At 37.2% G+C, this 20,644-nt stretch carries 14 protein-coding genes and 1 pseudogene; 14 read left to right on the top strand and 1 reads right to left on the bottom strand.

Going from position 1 to position 20,644, the window contains the following annotated elements:
* Positions 1 to 66 precede the first annotated feature (66 nt).
* The 12 genes and pseudogenes from AC0KUU_RS12120 (at position 67) to AC0KUU_RS12065 (ending at position 17,759) form a co-directional block, all read left to right on the top strand.
* Positions 67 to 1,308, top strand: a complete 1,242-nt coding sequence (locus AC0KUU_RS12120; protein WP_043979132.1) for an MFS transporter — start codon at positions 67 to 69, stop codon at positions 1,306 to 1,308.
* Positions 1,309 to 1,320: 12 nt separating this feature from the next.
* Positions 1,321 to 2,787 (top strand): glycoside hydrolase family 32 protein, encoded by a 1,467-nt coding sequence (locus tag AC0KUU_RS12115; protein WP_043979130.1) that lies wholly within the window; start codon positions 1,321 to 1,323, stop codon positions 2,785 to 2,787.
* A gap of 273 nt (positions 2,788 to 3,060) precedes the next feature.
* Positions 3,061 to 4,521 (top strand): protein adenylyltransferase SelO, encoded by a 1,461-nt coding sequence (locus AC0KUU_RS12110; RefSeq protein WP_280559348.1) that lies wholly within the window; start codon positions 3,061 to 3,063, stop codon positions 4,519 to 4,521.
* Positions 4,522 to 5,109: 588 nt separating this feature from the next.
* Complete coding sequence (locus AC0KUU_RS12105; protein WP_043980541.1) at positions 5,110 to 6,561, top strand: glycoside hydrolase family 68 protein; 1,452 nt, start codon at positions 5,110 to 5,112, stop codon at positions 6,559 to 6,561.
* Positions 6,562 to 6,913: 352 nt separating this feature from the next.
* Entirely contained in the window at positions 6,914 to 9,700 is a 2,787-nt protein-coding gene (locus tag AC0KUU_RS12100) for a sigma-54-dependent transcriptional regulator (RefSeq protein ID WP_280559354.1), read from the top strand.
* Positions 9,701 to 9,954: 254 nt separating this feature from the next.
* Positions 9,955 to 10,395 carry a mannose/fructose/sorbose PTS transporter subunit IIA gene (locus AC0KUU_RS12095; RefSeq protein WP_014460796.1) on the top strand — a complete coding sequence of 147 codons (441 nt, stop codon included), beginning with the start codon at positions 9,955 to 9,957 and terminating at the stop codon, positions 10,393 to 10,395.
* Complete coding sequence (locus AC0KUU_RS12090; protein ID WP_013056296.1) at positions 10,392 to 10,886, top strand: PTS sugar transporter subunit IIB; 495 nt, start codon at positions 10,392 to 10,394, stop codon at positions 10,884 to 10,886. Before AC0KUU_RS12095 ends, AC0KUU_RS12090 begins: the two co-directional genes overlap by 4 nt.
* Before the next feature lie 12 nt (positions 10,887 to 10,898).
* Complete coding sequence (locus AC0KUU_RS12085) at positions 10,899 to 11,711, top strand: PTS mannose/fructose/sorbose transporter subunit IIC (RefSeq protein WP_280559359.1); 813 nt, start codon at positions 10,899 to 10,901, stop codon at positions 11,709 to 11,711.
* Positions 11,712 to 11,737: 26 nt separating this feature from the next.
* Positions 11,738 to 12,565, top strand: a complete 828-nt coding sequence (locus AC0KUU_RS12080) for a mannose/fructose/sorbose PTS transporter subunit IID (RefSeq protein ID WP_013056298.1) — start codon at positions 11,738 to 11,740, stop codon at positions 12,563 to 12,565.
* A gap of 86 nt (positions 12,566 to 12,651) precedes the next feature.
* Complete coding sequence (locus AC0KUU_RS12075) at positions 12,652 to 16,230, top strand: GH32 C-terminal domain-containing protein (protein WP_322551934.1); 3,579 nt, start codon at positions 12,652 to 12,654, stop codon at positions 16,228 to 16,230.
* A 194-nt stretch (positions 16,231 to 16,424) separates the two neighbouring features.
* Positions 16,425 to 17,220 (top strand): annotated as a pseudogene (gene map / locus AC0KUU_RS12070) (type I methionyl aminopeptidase).
* 230 nt (positions 17,221 to 17,450) lie between these two features.
* Complete coding sequence (locus tag AC0KUU_RS12065) at positions 17,451 to 17,759, top strand: DUF5634 family protein (protein WP_052500311.1); 309 nt, start codon at positions 17,451 to 17,453, stop codon at positions 17,757 to 17,759.
* A gap of 866 nt (positions 17,760 to 18,625) precedes the next feature.
* Here AC0KUU_RS12065 and AC0KUU_RS12060 read toward each other — a convergent pair.
* Positions 18,626 to 19,099, bottom strand: a complete 474-nt coding sequence (locus AC0KUU_RS12060) for a YbaK/EbsC family protein (RefSeq protein WP_013082511.1) — start codon at positions 19,097 to 19,099, stop codon at positions 18,626 to 18,628.
* Between the two features lie 315 nt (positions 19,100 to 19,414).
* On the opposite strand from AC0KUU_RS12060, the gene AC0KUU_RS12055 reads away from it, so the two are divergent.
* On the top strand, positions 19,415 to 19,606 hold the full coding sequence (locus AC0KUU_RS12055) for a hypothetical protein (RefSeq protein ID WP_034275619.1): 192 nt from the start codon (positions 19,415 to 19,417) through the stop codon (positions 19,604 to 19,606).
* A 37-nt stretch (positions 19,607 to 19,643) separates the two neighbouring features.
* Complete coding sequence (locus AC0KUU_RS12050; RefSeq protein ID WP_043979105.1) at positions 19,644 to 20,468, top strand: aldo/keto reductase; 825 nt, start codon at positions 19,644 to 19,646, stop codon at positions 20,466 to 20,468.
* Positions 20,469 to 20,644: the final 176 nt, after the last annotated feature.

Here is a 20,644-nt window from a genome sequence, read left to right as displayed (position 1 = left end):
AAATTGAAAGTGCTTTCATTTTGTTAGATAAAAGATTTTATATCTTAAGCTAAAGGGGTAACTAAAATGAAAAGTTCAAAAAGTTTATATTGGAAGCTGAGTGCATATTTTTTCTTCTTCTTTTTTACGTGGTCGTCAAGCTACTCTTTATTTTCTATCTGGTTAGGGCAAGAGATTAAGTTGAACGGATCAGCAACAGGCTTAATCTTTTCTGTAAACGCTATCTTTGCTTTGTGTATGCAGCCTTTGTACGGATATATATCTGACAGGATAGGTTTAAAGAAACACGTTTTATTTTTTATTAGCTGTCTTTTAGTGTTTGTAGGACCATTTTATATTTTTGTTTATGGACCTTTGCTTCAATACAATGTGTTGATAGGGGCTATTATTGGAGGCCTATATTTAGGAGTAGCGTTTTTGGCGGGCATCGGAGCGATTGAAACATACATAGAGAAAGTCAGCCGAAAATATAAATTTGAGTACGGAAAATCTAGAATGTGGGGGTCATTAGGCTGGGCTGCAGCTACGTTTTTTGCAGGACAATTGTTTAATATTAATCCTCACATTAATTTTTGGGTGGCATCTGTTTCAGCAGTTATCCTAGTGGCTATTATTTTTTCTGTAAAAGTAGAAATGAGCAGTTATGAAATGGAAAAAGCTGAATCCGTCACGCTAAGAGATGTAGGGAGTTTATTTTTATTGAAGGAATTTTGGTTTTTTATGATTTATGTTGTTGGTGTTACATGCGTATATGGGGTATATGATCAGCAATTTCCTATCTATTATGCATCTTTGTTTCCTACTGAATCGATAGGTAACCAAGTATTTGGCTACTTAAATTCGTTTCAAGTATTTTTAGAAGCTGGAATGATGTTCGCAGCACCGTTTATTGTAAATAAGATCGGTGCAAAAAATAGTTTAATTTTAGCAGGGTTTCTAATGGGATTTCGTATTATTGGGTCAGGGCTTGTTGTTGGTCCAATTGGAATATCTTCGATGAAGCTTATTCATGCATTAGAACTTCCTATTATGCTCATTGCCATCTTCAAATATTTGGCAGCTAACTTTGACACGCGCCTATCTTCTATCCTTTATTTGGTTGGATTCCAATTCGCTTCACAAATAGGTGCTTCAGTTCTTTCACCCATAGCGGGAGGATTATATGATAGCGTAGGTTTTTCCCGTACCTATTTAATTATGGGAGGTATGGTTTTGGTATTTAACGTTATTTCAATGTTTACACTACTAAACTCTAAAAAACATAGATTTATAAGAAAAGATGTACAAGAAAACACGCAGATTATATAGGGGGATATGATGATGTTAACGGTAAATAAAATCGAGCAAGCTCAACATTCATTAAATGAAGCAGAGAAAAAGGTGAATCATCAATATCGGTTAGGGTATCATATTATGGCGCCAGCGAACTGGATTAATGATCCCAATGGGTTGGTTCAGTATAAAGGAGAATATCATGTTTTTTATCAACATCATCCTTATGACGAGAACTGGGGACCGATGCATTGGGGACATGTGAAAAGCAAAGATCTTGTTCATTGGCAGCACTTGCCGATTGCTTTAGCTCCTGGAGATCCATTTGATAAAGATGGATGTTTTTCTGGAAGTGCCGTGGATAACGAAGGAGAGCTTACGCTAATTTATACAGGACATAATTATATAGACAAAGAGCTGGATACTTTTTTTCAAAACCAAAATATAGCTGTTAGTAAAGACGGCATTACCTTTGAAAAAGCAGAGGCCAACCCAGTTATTGCTGAGCCGCCAGCAGATAGCTCTCATCATTTTCGGGATCCTAAAGTATGGAAGCACGAAGATTTCTGGTATATGATTCTAGGAAACTCAACAAAGAAACAAGAGGGCCGTGTTATCTTATACCGATCTTCAAATTTACGAAAATGGGAATATGTTGGTGTCCTTGCTAAAAGCGATGGAGATCTAGGGTACATGTGGGAGTGTCCAGACTTCTTTGAGTTAGACGGAAAGCATGTGTTAATGATTTCTCCTCAAGGGATAGAAGCAAAAGGTGATTCCTATCACAACCTTTTCCAAACGGGATATTTAGTTGGAGAATATAATTATGAAACCAATACATTTCATCATGGGTCATTTACTGAATTAGATTACGGCCACGATTTTTATGCTGTTCAAACGCTTTTAGATGATAAAGGGCGGCGAATTGCAATTGGCTGGATGGACATGTGGGAAGCTAATATGCCAACGAAAGAGGATGGATGGTGCGGTGCGCTAACGCTTCCGAGAGAACTAACTTTAAGAGGGGATAAAGTGTTAATGAACCCCGTCCAAGAGCTTACATCACTTCGGAAAACTCAGTATAATATGCTAACCAATAAATCTCTTTCTAACAGTTATGTAGTAGAAGTAAATGAAGACTTGCTAGAGATACAAGCTGTATTTGATTTAGCGGACTGCCAAGCTTCATCGGTAGGAATAAAAATTCGTGGAATAAACAACGAAGAAACGCTTATGTGTTACAACCTTAATGAGCAAAAGCTATTGCTTGACTGTACTCACTCGGGAAAAGAAGATGGAGTGAGGAAAGTAGCGCTACAAGCAGGTGAGACACTAGCTTTACGAATATTTGTGGACCGTTCTTCCGTTGAAGTATTTGCAAACGAAGGCCAAGCGACCATGACGAGCCGTATTTATCCAAAAGAAAGCAGGCTCGGAATTGAATTATTTACTGAAGGAGGAAACGTAATCGTAAAAGAGTTAACGTATTGGAATTTAAAAGATATTTGGGGGTAAAATACAGAGGAAGAAGTATATTAATACTTCTTCTTTTTTGAGCATTTAATAGCTCGTCAACAAAGCGGAGGTATATAAATGGATAAGGCACTTTAGATTAAAAGTACGAGCAAATACGATATAATAGTAAAAGAGAAAATAAATGAAAGAGAAACTGTCCTGCTCTAAGACCCCCAAAAGAAAGCAGGGTAGAGCAAGGCTTACTGCGCTTATAAAACAACGATCAGTAAAGAAAGAATTATTTTTTAAGACACAAAAAGAAAAGGAGATACGATGACTAATCAAAAAGAAACAGGATGGAATTTACGTAATAGCTATGCGGAGTTACCAAACATCTTTTTTACCCCTCTTGATCCTAATCCAGTGAGTTCACCTAAAATAGTTAAATTTAATGACTCTTTAGCCGCGTCTCTAGGATTACAAAAAGAACAGCTGCAAAGCCCAGAAGGAGTTAGCATTTTGGCTGGAAACAGTTTTCCAAAAGGTGCTTTCCCGCTTGCACAAGCTTATGGGGGGCATCAATTTGGCCACTTTAACATGCTAGGAGACGGCCGGGCTATGTTAATAGGAGAGCAAGTTACGCCTTCGGGTGAGAAAGTAGACCTTCAGCTTAAAGGCTCAGGCCGAACACCGTATTCCCGAGGAGGAGACGGCCGGGCAGCTCTAGGACCTATGCTGCGTGAGTATATTATTAGTGAAGCCATGCATGCTCTTGGTATTCCGACTACTCGGAGCCTAGCAGTCGTAACAACAGGTGAATCCATTGTTCGTGAAAAAGAACTGCCGGGGGCGATTTTGACGCGTGTAGCTTCCAGTCACCTTCGTTTTGGCACATTTCAGTTCGCTGCAAAATGGGGAACGGTCGAAAACCTTCAAGCTTTAGCTGACTATGCATTAGAACGTCACTTTCCCCACATAGAAAAGAACGAAAAAAAATATTTATCATTGCTTCAAGAAGTGATTAAGCGTCACGCTACCCTAGTTGCTAAATGGCAGCTTATTGGTTTTATTCACGGCGTCATGAATACGGATAATATGACAATTAGTGGAGAAACAATTGATTACGGACCATGTGCATTTATGGATACCTATGATCCAGAAACTGTATTTAGTTCAATTGATGTACAAGGGCGCTACGCTTATCAAAATCAACCAGGCATTACAGGGTGGAATCTTGCGAGGTTTGCTGAGGCTTTATTACCGCTATTGGATCAAGATATAGAAAAAGCAGTTGAAATAGCGCAAAGCGCTGTGACCGAATTTCCAAAATTCTATCGGGAAAACTGGCTGGCAGGTATGCAGGCTAAACTTGGGCTTTTTAACGAAGAAAAAGAAGATGAAGCATTATTCCAAGACCTTCTTACAATAATGAAAACCTATAAAGCTGACTATACAAATACGTTTCGTGCATTAACTTTCGATAAGCTAGAAAATAGTGACTTGTTTGAAAGCAAAGAATTTGCACAGTGGCATGAGCTATGGCAGAAAAGATTAGGTAGACAAAAACAATCTAAAGCGGAGTCACAAGAGCTTATGAAAAATAATAATCCGGCTGTCATTCCTCGAAATCACCGAGTGGAAGAAGCGTTAGACGCAGCACAAAAAGAAGACTACAGCGTCATGGAAACCCTTCTTGAAGTGCTTTCTAGCCCATATGAATCTCCGATTCAGCCAGAGTATTGTACACCGTCTGCTCCGTCTAATCAGCCTTATCAAACGTACTGCGGAACTTGATTCTTAAATAAGAACTGCTATTTAAAAACAGCATAAATGACGTCAAAAAGAGCTCTTTATAAAGAGCTCTTTTTGATTTCCTGAAAAATGTATTATTGATTCATTAAAATGATAACGATTTCTCGTGAAAAGCTACATAAAATTTAATAGGATGAAAGAATCAATTCAAAAATTAATTATCTAATTCTTTTGTCTCTTATTATTTCCAATAGGAACTATTATATAATAAATTATTCCACTATTTCACAAAAAATACATTAACGATATTTTTTTGAAAATGGCTTACTTAAACAGCTGTAGAAGAGCTTATAAAAAATATCAGGTTAAATATGATGATGAATTTGCCCATTTAATCAAAAAGTTGAAGGTGTAAGACTTTATAACCAAATGAAAAATATAAGGGGAGAAAAAATGAGAGGATTACTCCATTTTACCTATTTGACTTTTCAATATTATGCAAGTAATCTTGGAAAGGTAATGGAACCGGTTCTGTTATTTCGCCAGATTGATATTACTTCTCGATACATAGAAAATGAATTGCTTGTGAGTGACACAAGAAAAGGTATTGTACAAAAGGGAGAAAAACAGATGAATATTAAGAAAATAGCAAAGCAAACTACAGCTTTATCTTTTGCTACAGCTCTGTTAGTAGGTGCTGGATCTCAAACATGGGCTGCTGAAAGCAATCATAAAGATACCAACAATAATTATAGAGTTTCCCATATTACGCGTGATAACATGCTGAAAATTCCTCAGCAGCAAAAAAGCGAACAGTTTAAAGTTCCAGCTTTTGATAAATCAACAATCAAAAATATTGCCTCTGCAAAAGGGTATGATAAATCGGGCAATTTAATTGATTTAGATGTATGGGACAGCTGGCCTCTGCAAAATGCTGACGGAACAGTAGCCAACTATCATGGTTACCAAGTTGTATTTGCACTAGCAGGTGATCCGAAAGATGCTGATGATACATCTATTTATGTGTTTTATCAAAAAATCGGTGAAGATTCGATTGACAGTTGGAAAAATGCAGGAAGAGTGTTCAAAGACAGTGACAAATTTGTACCGAATGATCCTCATTTGAAAAAGCAAACACAAGAATGGTCAGGATCTGCTACTTTAACATCAGACGGAAAAATACGCTTATTCTATACTAACTTTTCAGGTACAAACTATGGAAAACAAACCTTAACAACAGCTCAAGTAAATGTATCCCAGCCAAGTGGAGATACGTTAAAAATTGAAGGTGTTGAAGATCATAAATCCATTTTTGATGGTGATGGTAAAAAGTATCAAAATATTCAGCAGTTTATTGATGAAGGCGCATATGGTTCAGGAGATAATCATACATTGAGAGATCCTCACTATGTAGAGGATAAAGGGCATAAATACCTTGTGTTTGAAGCAAACACAGGAACTGAAGATGGTTATCAAGGTGAAGATTCCCTTTACAATCGAGCTTACTACGGTGGAAATAATCCATTTTTCCAATCAGAAAAAGAGAAATTACTTCAGAGCTCTAATAAAAAGAAAGCCTCTTTAGCAAACGGTGCATTAGGCATTGTTGAACTAAATAACGATTATACCTTGAAAAAAGTAATGGATCCACTGATTACTTCAAACACGGTGACAGATGAAATTGAACGCGCAAATGTATTTAAAAAAGATGGGAAATGGTACTTATTCACAGATTCTCGCGGATCTAAAATGACTATTGATGGTATCGGCCAAGATGACGTATATATGCTAGGGTACGTATCAAATACGCTGACAGGAAAATACAAGCCGCTAAATGATACAGGACTTGTTTTACATATGGACCTCGATCCTAATGACAAAACGTTTACGTATTCACATTTTGCAGTTCCACAAGTGAAAGGAGACAATGTCGTAATCACAAGTTACATGACAAACAGAGGCTTTTATTCAGAGGAACATTCTACTTTTGCTCCTAGCTTCTTGTTAAATATTAAAGGATCAAAAACAGCTGTTGTGAAAAACAGTATTTTACCACAAGGGCAATTAAGTACCGATAAATAATTTTTAAAAACGAAAGAAGATGGCGGTAACTGCTGCTGTTTTCTTTCGTTTTATTATTTAATCAAAAATGTGCTGTAAACGCAGTGCTGATTAAAATAAAAAAGCAGTATATACATTGATAGTTATTTAAAAAAATGAAATATTCAGACAGAATATAACTTTAAGAATGAAACCGGTTGACATGCAGGTTTGACTAACTTAATATATTTACATATAATGGTTTGAAACGTTTTCATAGATTAGTATGACATGAGGGTACTTGTAGATGAAATAGCTTGTAGTAGTAGGGAATGATCATTTCTTTGAAAGAGAAAATTCCAATCGTGAACTGAAAATAAAGAAGGTGCTTCTAATGAAACGAATTGATAAGGTATACAATCAGCTGTTGAGTAATTTTCAAGAGTTTACAGAAGTGGAACTTTTACATAAACAAGGAAGCTCAGCGATTGAAATTGCTGAACAGTTAGATTTAGAGAGATCTAATGTAAGTCTTGAACTTAACAAACTTGTCCGCATGCAAAAAGTAATCAAAATTAAAATGTTCCCCGTTCGCTACGTTCCGCTAGAGGTTGTTGAAACCATTTGCCATCAAAAGTGGGATACGAATAAGATGGAAGTAGAAAAACTAGAGCAGCTATCTAATGGAGGAAAAGAAGAAGCTCTTCCTGCTAATCCTTTTGAATTAATGATTGGAGCTACCGGAAGTTTGAAAAAATCGATTTCTCAAGCAAAAGCTGCTGTTCTTTACCCGCCTAATGGATTACATATGCTGCTATTAGGTCCCACGGGATCGGGAAAATCTCTTTTTGCAAAACGAATCTATCAATTTGCCTTATATTCAGAGAGGCTAAAAACAGATGCCCCGTTCATTACCTTTAACTGCGCTGATTATTACCATAATCCTCAACTACTTCTTTCTCAGTTATTTGGTCATAAGCAAGGGAGTTTCACCGGAGCAACTGAGAGTAAAGTAGGTTTAGTAGAACAAGCAAATGAAGGGATTCTCTTTATGGATGAAGTACACCGGCTTCCTCCCGAAGGCCAAGAAATGCTTTTTTACCTCATTGATCAAGGTACGTACAATCGCCTAGGGGAAACAGATCATAAGCGAACGTCTAAGGTATTAATTATTTGTGCTACAACTGAAAATCCCGGTTCAGCCTTACTGCAAACTTTCTTAAGAAGAATTCCGATGACTATCCATATTCCCTCATTAGAAGAGAGGTCTTTAAAAGAAAAAATTCGCCTCACCACGTTTCTTTTAGAACAAGAGGCTAAACGAATTAATAAAAAGCTAAGTGTTCACATTGATGTATTAAATGCTTTAATCCACACTGAAAAATTCGGAAATGTAGGGCAGTTAAAGTCGAATGTGCAGCTCGTTTGCGCACACGGATTTTTAAATAACCTTGATAGTAAACATATGGTGGAACTTACAGTGCGAGATCTGCCTGACGATATTAAACGAGATTGGATTTCAAATAGTAAAAATATGGAGCGTAGCAAAAAAATTTCTGAATATGTAAACCTTAAAACGATTATCTCCCCGGCTATGGAGAGCCAAGAAATAAAAATGGAGGAAGACGTATCATTTAATTTATATCAGTTAATAGAAGAAAAAGTAGATGTTTTAACAAAAGAAGGTTTATCTCAAGAAGACATCAATCAGTATATTCTTACCGACATTCATTTGAATGTTCGAAGCTTTTTTAATCAAAAAAATGGCCAGAGCTCTAATTTAATGAAATTCGTAGAAGACGATGTGATTCAGCTTACAAAAGAATTAAAACAGTTGGCTGAAAAAGAATTGAACTGTAAATTTGATCGCAGATTTATCCATTTTTTAAGTATGCATATGGAATCCTTTTTAAAACGAAAAAAACAAGTAGACGTATTAAATATAAAGGAGATAGATGAAATTCGTGAAACATATCCAAAAGAATATGCGGTAGCACTGCTTTTTAAAAATCGAATTGAAAAGTGGTTTAACATTAGCGTGCCAGAAATAGAAGTCATTTATCTCACAATGGTTATTCAATCAATTCGAACGTTAGAAGAAAATAAACGAGTAGGGATTGTAGTTGCTGCCCATGGAAACAGCACGGCAACTTCTATGGTTGAAGTTGCTACGGAGCTTTTAGGAAGCACTCCTATTATAGCTATTGATGTGCCTTTGACGGTATCTCCGGTTGAAATTGTAGACAGGTTAATCCAAGGAATTAAGAAAGTAGATGAAGGAGAAGGCGTATTAATGCTCGTGGACATGGGTTCGCTTGCCATGTTAGAAAGCAAGTTGGAACAAAAAACAGGGACTAAAATTAAAACCATCAGCAATGTGACGACGTCTATGGTATTAGACACCGTTAGAAAAGTAAATTATTTAGATTTAAATTTATATGCCATATTTGATTCAGTGCAAAAAGACTTTATGGAATTTATAGATAAGCAGCAGCACGTGTTTGGAAAAAAGAAAGCACTTGTTTCTATTTGTACAACAGGAAGCGGTACAGCAAAACAATTAGAAAAAATCTTAACGATTATTTCACGCAAAGTATCTCAAGAACCTATTAAAATTCTAACCGTTTCTTCTATTAAATTAGCAGCAAACATTCGAGAAATTCAAAAAGAATATGAAATTGTTGCAACGGCAGGTACTAAAAATCCAAGGATTGATGCGCCTCATGTATCATTAGAAGTCCTCATTGAAGGGCAGGGAGAGCGAATACTTCAACAGGCAATTACAAAAGAAACGATAAACTATGATGATGAGAAAACCGAAGCGAATATTGTGGTGCGTGAACTTTGCGAAGAAAACTTGCGAAAGTACCTTCTATTTATTAATCCGTACCTCATAAGTGAAATTCTGTTAGAATGGTTAAGTCATGTACAAGATGAGTTAGAAATGGAATTAAGCAACACTGTTATGATTCGAATTGTGATGCATACAGCCTTTGCTTTAGAAAGAATGATAAAAAATGAACCTCTTACTTTTCCCGAGGATGAAGAAATCACTCACCAGTTAGAAAACATTTATCAAAAAACGGAAAAAACATTACAAGCCGTCGAAAAAAAGCTGAAACTTACCTTAACAAGAGATGAAAAATTATTTATTGCCACCATTTTTGCGGATGAAATGTAAAAATCATATTATAATTCTGAGAAACTAGTTTGATTTATATGCCACTAGTTTCTTTTTTTATCCCATTTTTTAAATAACAGAAAAACCTGTATTAAAACGCATGACGTTTTGATACAGGTTTGTTTATTTTAAGGAACCTGTATCGACAACGCAGAAAAAGGTATTGAAAAATAAATGAAAGCGCTTAATACTCTTTGTTGGCACGATACTTGCAATAAATAAGTGTAGAACGTAAAAGAGAGGAGCAAGTGTACATGATTTCAGTCATTATTAGTGGACATGGTGATTTCGCGCCAGCGTTAGAGGGGTCTTCCAAAATGATATTTGGTGAAGAGAATCACGTAGTAGCCGTACCTTTTCTAAAAGGCGAGGGTATCCAAACCCTTGAAGAAAAATATAAGCAGGCACTAGAGGAGATGCCCTTAGAAAATGAAGTGCTTTTTTTAGTAGATATTTTCGGAGGTACACCCTACAATGCGGCTACTCCCTATATCCTTAAAAATAAAACAGCGGATATGGTATCCGGAGTTAACTTGCCTATGTTATTAGAAGTGTTAGCCATGAGGGAACACGTTACATTAAAAGAGATGCTAGGAAGATTAAAGCAGGTGAATGAAGAAAGTTTTCAAGTGTGCAGTGAACATTTGGAGAAAATCCAGCAAGCAAACCAAATCGGAGAGGATGGATTATTATGAAAATCGTTTTAGCAAGAATTGATGACCGCTTTATTCACGGGCAGGTATTAACAAGATGGATCAAAACAAATGCAGCAGATCGAATTATCATTGTTTCAGATGAGGTGGCAGCGGATGAAATGCGAAAAACGCTTATTCTTTCTGTGGCTCCTTCGAATGTAAAAGCGAGCGCTGTCTCGATTTCTAAAATGACAAAAGCATTTCACAGCCCTCGCTATCAGGATACAACAGCCATGCTGCTGTTTGAAAACCCCGCAGACATTGTCGCTCTTGTTCAAGCGGGCGTACCTATTGAGACAGTAAACGTAGGGGGCATGCGTTTTGCTAATGACCGAAAACAAATCACTAAATCTGTAAGCGTTACCGAAAAAGATATCGATGCTTTTGAGAAACTGCAGGAACTAGGCGTAAAGCTTGAGCTGCGCCAATTACCTTCAGATTCTAGTGAAAATTTTATTCAACTACTGAGAAACGAAACAAAAATCAAATAAGGAGATGAGTTTATGTCTTCCATACAAATTATTTTATTATTAGTCATTGCAGCAATAACTGGCATCGCCAGCGTGTTGGACGAAGGGCAATCCCATCGTCCTCTCATTGCCTGCACGTTAGTAGGCTTGGTGCTTGGAGATTTAAAAACCGGCATTATTTTAGGTGGAACACTGGAATTAATGGCTCTTGGATGGATGAATGTTGGATTGGCGATGGCACCTGATACGGCTATTGCTTCTGTTATTTCAACTATTTTAGTTATCACAGCTGGTCAGGGGATTGGTGAAGGCATTGCGGTAGCCATAGCTTTAGCAGCTGCAGGGCAAGTACTCACCATTTTTGTTCGTACCATCACAGTATTTTTAATTCATCGAGCTGATAAGTACGCGGAAGAAGGAAACTTTAAAGGAATTGAAATTATGCATATTACTGCTATGGGTTTTCAGGCTCTACGCGTTATGATTCCAACTTTAATTGTTACATTAATCAGCGTAAGCGCCGTGCAAACTTTCCTCGGAAATATTCCGGAAGTTATTACAAAAGGCCTGCAAATTGGAGGAGGCATTATCGTGGTCGTAGGATATGCCATGGTTATCAATATGATGAACATTCCTCATTTAAAGCCCTTTTTCTATATCGGGTTCTTATTGGCGGCATTTACAGGGTTTAACCTGGTAGGATTTGGAGCGCTGGGTCTTTGTTTAGCACTTCTTTATCAGCAAGTAATGCAGCAGCGAAATCAAATGCAGCCGGCAGGCGTTCCCGCAGCTACAGGGAGCGAACAAGTATATGATGATGACGATGACGATGATTTAGATGCCTAAACGGCGAACTTAAGGGAGGGATAGAGATGGAAAATGAAAAAAGATTAACGAAAAAAGATATCTTTAGCATGTTCATTCGTTCGAATTTTTTACTCGGTTCATTTAACTTTGAGCGTGTTCAAGCAATGGGCTACTGTTATGTTATGATTCCAGCAATCAAACGCTTATATGGACCAGGAGCTCAGCGAAATGCAGCATTAAAGCGTCATTTAGAATGGTTCAATACACACCCATGGATTTCCGCACCTATATTCGGCGTCACGGCAGCAATGGAAGAAGAAATGGCAAACAAAAAAGATTTTGATGAAAAAGCTATCAGCGGAATGAAAATTGGATTAATGGGCCCACTTGCTGGTGTAGGAGACCCTATTTTCTGGGGAACGCTTCGACCAGTTCTCGCAGCCCTAGGCGCCTCGCTTGCGTTAGGCGGTAACATTGCCGGACCACTGCTGTTTTTCATCTTAATTAATGCAATTCGATTAAGCACAAAATATTATGGATTAAAATATGGCTACTTAAAAGGAACAGAAATTTTAAAAGATTTAGTAGGGAATCGAATTCAAAAACTGACGGAAGGTGCATCCATTTTAGGACTCTTCGTAATGGGAGCGTTGGTTTCGAAATGGACTACTATTAATATACCAGTGGTTGTTTCTAGGATCAAAGATGATTCTGGTAAAGTTGTGGTAAAAACTGTGCAAGATGTACTTGATAGTATTCTACCGGGGCTGCTTCCTTTAGCGCTAACTTTATTAGTAGCATGGATGCTTCGAAAAGGTACAAATCCGCTGCTTATTATTTTCGGTATTTTCTTAATTGGTATAGGGGGTTATTGGATAGGCTTTTTAGGATGATAAATAAGAGGAGTCATCTATTCTTTTAGCATCTGCTGGTGAAAATGTTTTACATAACCAGTATGCAAATAAAGGAGGAAAGGAAGATGAAAAGAACCGTTAAAAAGTTATTGATGATTGGAGTCGCTTGTTCCATAAGCTTGTTTTCTGCATGCCCTGTATTAGCTGATAATACAGGGTATTATCAAGAAAAATACCGGAATCAATTTCATTTTTCTCCAGAAGCGAACTGGATGAACGATCCAAATGGAATGGTCTATTATAACGGAGAGTATCACCTTTTTTATCAGTATTACCCTTACGGTACCACTTGGGGACCCATGCACTGGGGGCATGCAGTTAGTACAGATTTAGTGAAATGGAAACACCTGCCGATTGCTCTTTCTCCAGATGAGAACGGAGAGATTTTTTCCGGAAGTGCCGTTATCGATTGGAATAATACCGCAGGGTTTGGAAAAGAAGCAATGGTAGCTATCTTTACACACTCGGGCAGAAAAGGACAAGTGCAAAGTCTAGCATACAGCAAGGACAGCGGAAGAACGTGGACCAAGTATGAAGGAAATCCTGTTATGCCGAATCCCCCAGTTCCTGACTGGCGCGACCCAAAAGTGTTTTGGCATGACCAAACCAAGCAGTGGGTGATGTCTTTAGCCGCTAAAGATAAAATTATGTTTTATACATCACCTGACTTAAAAAATTGGAAATACACAAGTGAGTTTGGACCTGATGGAGGCATCCAAGCAAACGGTCAAAGTGGTGCCTACACATATACTTTATCCGAACAAAAAGGTCAATCCTTTACTCTGGAGGGAGAAATTACGCTTGTAGAAAAGAATGGACGCGCAGGCGCAGGCGGTCTTGTTTTTCGTTCTAATAAAGACGCAACAAACGCATATACCGTCAATTTAGATGCAGAAAAGAACCTCTTAACACTTAACAAAGTAGAGAAAGGAAACGTAACGACCGTTGTTTCAAAGTCGGTGAGGCTTGATACATCACAAGCATATCATGTAAAAGTAGAAGCAAACAGTCACTACTTTAAGGTACTGTTAAATGGAAAACAAGTTCTAGAAGGCAGTGATGCATCTTTTGAAAATGGTCAGTTTGGATTAACAGCATGGAATTCCACAGCTGTCTTTCGTCATGTTAAATTTACGAATCAATCTAATTTTATAACCAATCTATCTAACTGGAAACCTGTTACGGGAACGTGGAATGATACTGCTGATGGAAAAATCGGTAAATCTGACAGCGATGGATATATTATGAGTGAAGAACAGGGAGATCAGTTCATTTTTAAGTCAAATATGACATTTTTAGATGAAAATCCTGGTTCAGGTGCACTACTCTTTCGGGCAGACGCGGAAGCCAAAAACGGATATATAGCTAGCGTGGACGCTTCTAAAGATACAATCAAACTAGTAAAGCTTCAAAATGGCATTTCAACTGTCCTTGCCGACACAAACGAAAAAATTGATACGAGCAAATCACATCAAGTAAAAGTAACTGCATCGGGAAATAAACTTGATTTGTATATAGACGATAATTTCACCCTTACTGCAAAAGATGAAACTTTTTCAAAAGGATTGTTTGGATTACATGTTCATCAATCTTCAGTCCAGTTTCAAGATGTTAACATGACCAAGTTTATTGATACAGATGAAAAGGAAATTAAAAATAAAAGTTTTGAAACAGGCGATCTCACCGGCTGGAAAACGATAAAAGGAAATGCATTCACAAACGATCATGTAACGGATGCAACCGCAAATTGGAGCGGTCTCTTTGAACAAAAAGGAAAGTATCATTTATGGGGGTTTTCCGATAAGCAAGATGGCGATAATGCCACTGGAGAATTACATTCATCTTATTTTAAATTGAGCGGCTCAGGTGAAATCAATTTGTTAATGGGAGGCGGAAACGACCCCACAAACCGCTATGTCTCCTTAGTCAGGGCCTCTGACGATAAAGAATTGATTCGTCAAGCGAATACAAAGTTTGCAGATGAAAAGTATCAGCGCTACGTATGGGATGCTTCTAAGTATATAGGAGAAGTATTGTATATTAAAGCCGTTGATCAAGCTGTAGGCGGATGGGGGCATATTAATCTAGATGATGTTAATGTATTTAATACAGAAAAAATGCCGGATAAAGTAGACAGTGTAGCAAAAGAACCGGAGGAAGTTAAACAAAGGGAAAGCGGAGAGCTTTCAGATTGGAATACTGTGTCAGGAGAATGGGTGAAATCAACTCATGGAAGCAACGGAGGGATTTGGGAGTGTCCTACTTTACTCGAACTGCCGGTTGATGGAGACAGCACAAAGAAAAAATGGGTGCTGCAGGTAAGCATCAATGATGGAGCGGCAGCTGGAGGTTCAGGTATGCAGTACTTTGTTGGTGATTTTGACGGAAAAACATTTAAAAATGAAAACCCGCCAGAGGAAGTGCTTTGGACAGATTATGGTGCTGACTTTTATGCTGCTGTAGATTGGAGCGGAGTTGAAGGAGATAACGGAGAAAAGTATTGGCTAGGCTGGATGAGCAACTGGCAATATGCAAACAATACCCCAACTACTACTTGGAGAAGCTCTATGTCGATTCCAAGAAAAATAGAACTCACCAACACAGCAAAAGGACTTCGTTTAAAACAAATACCTGTTTCAATTGATTCAATTCGCAATAAGCAAGAAAAAAAGGTGTTGAAGAATCTGATGGTCGTTGAAAATAAAAATCTTCTTTCGGGCATACAGGAAAACAAATATGAAATTATGGCAGAATTCGATGTTTCTAATACAGATGCACAAGAATTTGGTTTTCAAATTCAAAAAGAAGGCAGTGAAAATACAAAAGTCAGCTATAACGTAAACAAGCAGCGATTATTTGTTGACCGAACAAACTCTGGAAATTTTGATTTTGGTGAAAATGTGAAAGGCAAACACTCTGCTTCCATGTTTCCGAAAGACGGAAAGGTTAAGCTTCATATGTTTGTAGACCAGTCATCTGTAGAAGTATTTGGTAATGACGGCACGGAAGTAATAACAGATCAGCTCTTTCCAACGCTTTCAAGCAATAAAATAAGGCTTTATAGCAAAGGAGGAGCTGTGAAATTGAATTCCCTGAAGATGTATCCATTAAAATCTATTTGGAATAAAAGTCCTGTTGAGACAAATTTATCAGTGTGGAAAAGCATTAGCGGACTATGGGCCGATACGATTAATGGAAAACAAGGACGAAGCAAAGAAGATGCCTTTGCTTTATCATCAGAAAAAGCAAAGAATTTTATATATGAGGCAAAGATAAAGGTGTTAGACGATCCTGTTTCAAATTCTACAGGAGCAGGAGCTCTAGTATTCCGTTCGGATGAACAGGCAAATAACGCTTACGCTGCGAATGTAGATGTGCTTAATAATCAAGTAAAACTCATTGCGTTTAGAGACGGAATAGGCAAAGATCTCATTATTTACGATGATGGGGGAAAGCTGGATTTAAAGACAAATACGGATTATCGCTTGAAAGTAACGGCTGAAGGAGAACACATTCAAGTTTATCTCGATGATAAGCTTGTGATTGATGCAGTGGACCATACCTTTTCAGAAGGCTATGCGGGGTTGAATGTATGGAATTCTACTAGTTTGTTTAATGAAGTGAAGTTTGAAACAGTGGATTAAGGGATTGTGAAAGCTTCTGCTTGTTTGAGGGAGCTTTTATATAACATAAAAAAGCATGCTGCGGTAAAGTAGCATGCTTTTTTGAATTTCATAGGTTAATGAAGAGGATTTTGACATATGATAAATATCTTACTAGTCTAATTAATCGTACATTTTAGTTCTTAAAAGGTCTTTTGAAAAATCCTCATAGAAATATGATAAAATCGGATAGGATATATATTTCGAGGAAGGAAAGTGTTTTTTATGATTATTGGTAACGAACAAGATTTAGAAAGTTTACGCAAAATTGGACGCATCGTTGCACTTGCGCGCGAAGAGATGAAAAACCAAGCAAAAGCAGGCATGACAACAAAAGAGCTTGATATGATCGGTAAAAAAATATTGGATGAACACGGTGCTATTTCTGCACCTGAAAAAGAATATAATTTCCCAGGTGTAACGTGCATTAGTGTAAACGAAGAAGTGGCTCACGGTATCCCGGGAGATCGAGTATTAAAAGATGGCGATTTAGTAAATGTGGATGTATCTGCCGTACTTGACGGCTATTATTCAGATACCGGTATTTCATTTGTTATTGGGCAAGACGAAGAAAAAGAAAAGCTGTGCCAAGCTGCAGTAGATGCATTTTGGGCAGCCATGAAAAAAGTAAAAGCTGGTTCAAAACAAAACCAAATTGGTCGTGCTGTCTCTAACTTTGCACATCAAAACGGATATGCTGTTATTGAAAACTTGACGGGTCACGGTGTGGGCCGCAGCTTGCATGACGCTCCTAACCATATTTTAAACTATTATGATCCAATGGATAAAGCCCTTTTGAAAAAAGGCCTTGTTATTGCTGTAGAGCCGTTTATCTCTATGAAAGCTGATCATATCATTGAACGCGGAGACGACGGCTGGACGTTTGTTACACCTGATAATAGTCTTGTAGCACAATGTGAGCATACAATTGTTGTAACAAACGGTGAACCAATTATTTTAACGGAACTATAATCAAGTTTCGCACGTCTTCTTATTTTTATAGATTCCATTAATTAATAAAAAGCTACTTCACTTAGCAATGTTTTTTTATTGTGTTATAGTGAGGTGGCTTTTTTGATTTATTATGCAATCACTGATGATCATATTGATTTGCTTTGTTCAGATAACGTTTGAAAGATAGTGTAATTGAATATGCTCAAGGGAATGCTAAACATAAATCAAAATGAAAAGGGGTATAAAATGTGGAATATGTAAAAAGAGAAACGGCTATAAGTGAACTGACGCATCATATGGATGACATTTTAAACAAATATAACCTTCAAGGCGTCTCCGTATATGAAGAAGAAGGAGAAGGTAATCACTATTATCTTGGCTACACAGTAAAAAAGAATGATCAGGTGTTTATGCTTAACAGACCTTATCTAAAAGATAAAGACGGGAAACTAGCAGTAGAAAAGCAAGAATGGACCGTTCAAGGTAACGAAGGAGAAACAAATGGACATGCTTCACTTGAAGATGCATTTCAAAAAATTGATGAAATCATACATTAAATAAATTTGATGAATTTCACTGCGGATACTTTTCTTTGAACGCTTGAGTACGAGCAGTAGAAGCGCTAATAGGTGACGGGTGTCTTTCATCTATACTATCTAAATTTTCTTTGCTTTAAAATCTAGAAAATTATATAATAAAAAATTGTTTTTTTAGGTTTTACTATATAAATACGGGGTACACATATAGTACAGCAGCTATCATGCAAATGGTTGTTGTCAAAGGTTAAATACTTAGCGTATGAAGGGACTGATTAGTTTTGAAAGGCTTAACAGCGACTTCAGCAAATGTATTACCGCAAATTGAAAGCAGATATTCGTATCTGACACAAGGCACTTTGGTTATGAACCGATATACGTAACGAAAGGGCCTGAATAGGCAAACAAAGGAAAGACTGAATCAACGAGAAGAAGCCTGCATCTAAAAATGTAGGCTTCTTCTTTTTTACAGATGAAACTAAGATGACGAAGGAGTACATAGCGGGTATGAATTCAAAAGATTCACATTCAATCAATTTTCCGTGCACGTTTTTCTTGAAAAAAGGTCATAAGTTGAAGATACTGTATATAACTATGTAAAAGAATTTTTGAAGACAAAATAGTAAATCTGCTTGAGGTGAAAATGATGAGAAAAGCAAATAAAAGTGAATTTCTGTGGAATACGTTAGACGGCTGGCTTTTTATCCCTAGGAACATTCCTTTACTATTTCTTTTTGTATTTCTCTTAGGGGTTTCTTACCTAGGTTGGGTTAAGCTGTTTCATAAATTCGTTTAGATACACCAACAAGCTGAAACAAAAACTGTTTCAGCTTGTTGGCGTGCTGATTGATTTATTTTATGTATAGCTGTACTGTAATTCACCTAAATTATTCATTCCACCCTTTGCATACATCAACCCACTTTAAGCATTTCGAAAATTCTTCTAGTTCGGGTATTGTTAATTCGATTGCACTATTTCCACTTCCACAGGCAGGGAAAACGGTGACAAAACGTTTCAGAGATTCATCTAGATACACGTGAACACCTTCATTAACGGCAAACGGGCATACTCCGCCTACAGCATGACCAATCAGCGTTTCTACTTCACTTGCTCCAAGCATTTTTGCTTTGGTTCCGAACTCTTCTTTATATTTTCGGTTATCAATTTTCGCATCTCCTGCTGCCACAATCAATAGAACAGTTCCTTCGGCGTTAAAAGAAAGACTTTTTGCGATCCGTTTCGGCTCGCATTTTAAAGCTTGCGCTGCTAGTTCTACAGTAGCACTGGACTCATCCATTTCGATAATTCGATTCTCCATACCGTATTGTTTAAAATATGCTTTTACTTTTTCAATCGCCATTTTTTATATCCATTCCTTTCGTTAACTCTTGCAAATATGTATGATTGCCTTACAGAGAATGTGCAGTTGTTCTTTACAGTGAAAAAATCTTATTATTTTAATATACAGAAATCATACAAAACTTTGAAGTTAAAAGCACATATTCGTTTTAATTAAAAAAGTTACGTAGGTAAAGTATTTTTAACTGATTAAAGCAGGATTACGGAACCCTTTGACGAATGTAACTATGTCGGCTGCGAAAACATAGGCATTAGAACGAAAGATAAATGATGAAATTGAAAAGGCGCAAACGTTCTAGTGAAATGAGGAGAAGTAATGCCAAATTTACACACTGTCGTCAGTTTTTTTAGCAGTACATGTATGGCAACGATGAGTATGATTTATTTGTTTTCCCTTGTGCCGCGCGCATGGTCTTTTAAATTTCGATTTGGAGCCATGATTATAGGAATCCCAGTCGGCATTATAATGGGACAGGTTGCTATGCTGATCGGCTGGCACCATCATTAAAACTTTGAACTTTTTAACAAAAAAGGAGACGTGTAAAATGAATATTGTTACATTAAACAACGGTTTAAAAATGCCTCAGCTTGGATTTGGCGTATGGCAAGTAGAAGATAACCAAGCAGCAGCTGCAGTGTCAAAAGCAATTGAGGTTGGGTATACCTCTATTGACACAGCCATGATTTATAAAAATGAAGAAGGAGTAGGTCAGGCGATTAAAGAATCTTCTGTTTCTCGAGAACAGCTGTTTATTACAACAAAAGTTTGGAACAGCGACCAAGGCTATGAAAATGCATTACGTGCATTTGATGAAAGCTTAGAACGATTAGGACTTGATTATGTCGATTTATATTTAATTCACTGGCCTACACCTCAATATGATGAGTATGTGGAGACGTATAAAGCATTAGAAAAGCTTTATCACGATGGAAAAGTAAAAGCAATTGGCGTCTGCAACTTTGAGATTGAGCATTTAGAGCGCTTGTTAAACGAATGTGATGTAACACCGGTTTTAAACCAAATTGAGTGCCATCCGTATCTTGCTCAAAACGAATTAAAAGAGTTTTGCGCCAAACATAATATTTTTGTGGAAGCATGGAGCCCTCTTGATCAAGGAGGAGAAGTGTTACAAGACGAGGTCATTCAAAAAATTGCTGAAGTACATAGCAAAACTCCGGCTCAAGTTGTATTGCGCTGGCACTTACAAAACAACACAATTGTCATCCCTAAATCAGTTACACCGTCTAGAATAGAAGAAAACTTTAACGTGTTTGATTTTGAACTCACTGCCGATGACATGGCAGAGATTAATGGGTTAAACAGCAACCGCCGCAAAGGTCCGCACCCAAGTGACATGAACGTCCGATAACGTTTAAAGAAATAAGAATGTGCAGCTGTGAACCATCGCTGCTATAAGAAATAATGAGTTTATTTCAGATTATTTAAAATTTTCTTAAATAATAATTGACAAATGATTAATTCAGCGTAATACTTAGTGTAGGTACTCTAGTTGCTTTAAGTTGTACAGCTTAAAGTGTATAGTGG

The sequence above is a fragment of the Priestia sp. ST2 genome (genome assembly GCF_055810735.1).
The sequence above is the reverse complement of the archived record's forward strand: the minus strand, read 5'-3'. Positions and strand labels throughout refer to the sequence as shown.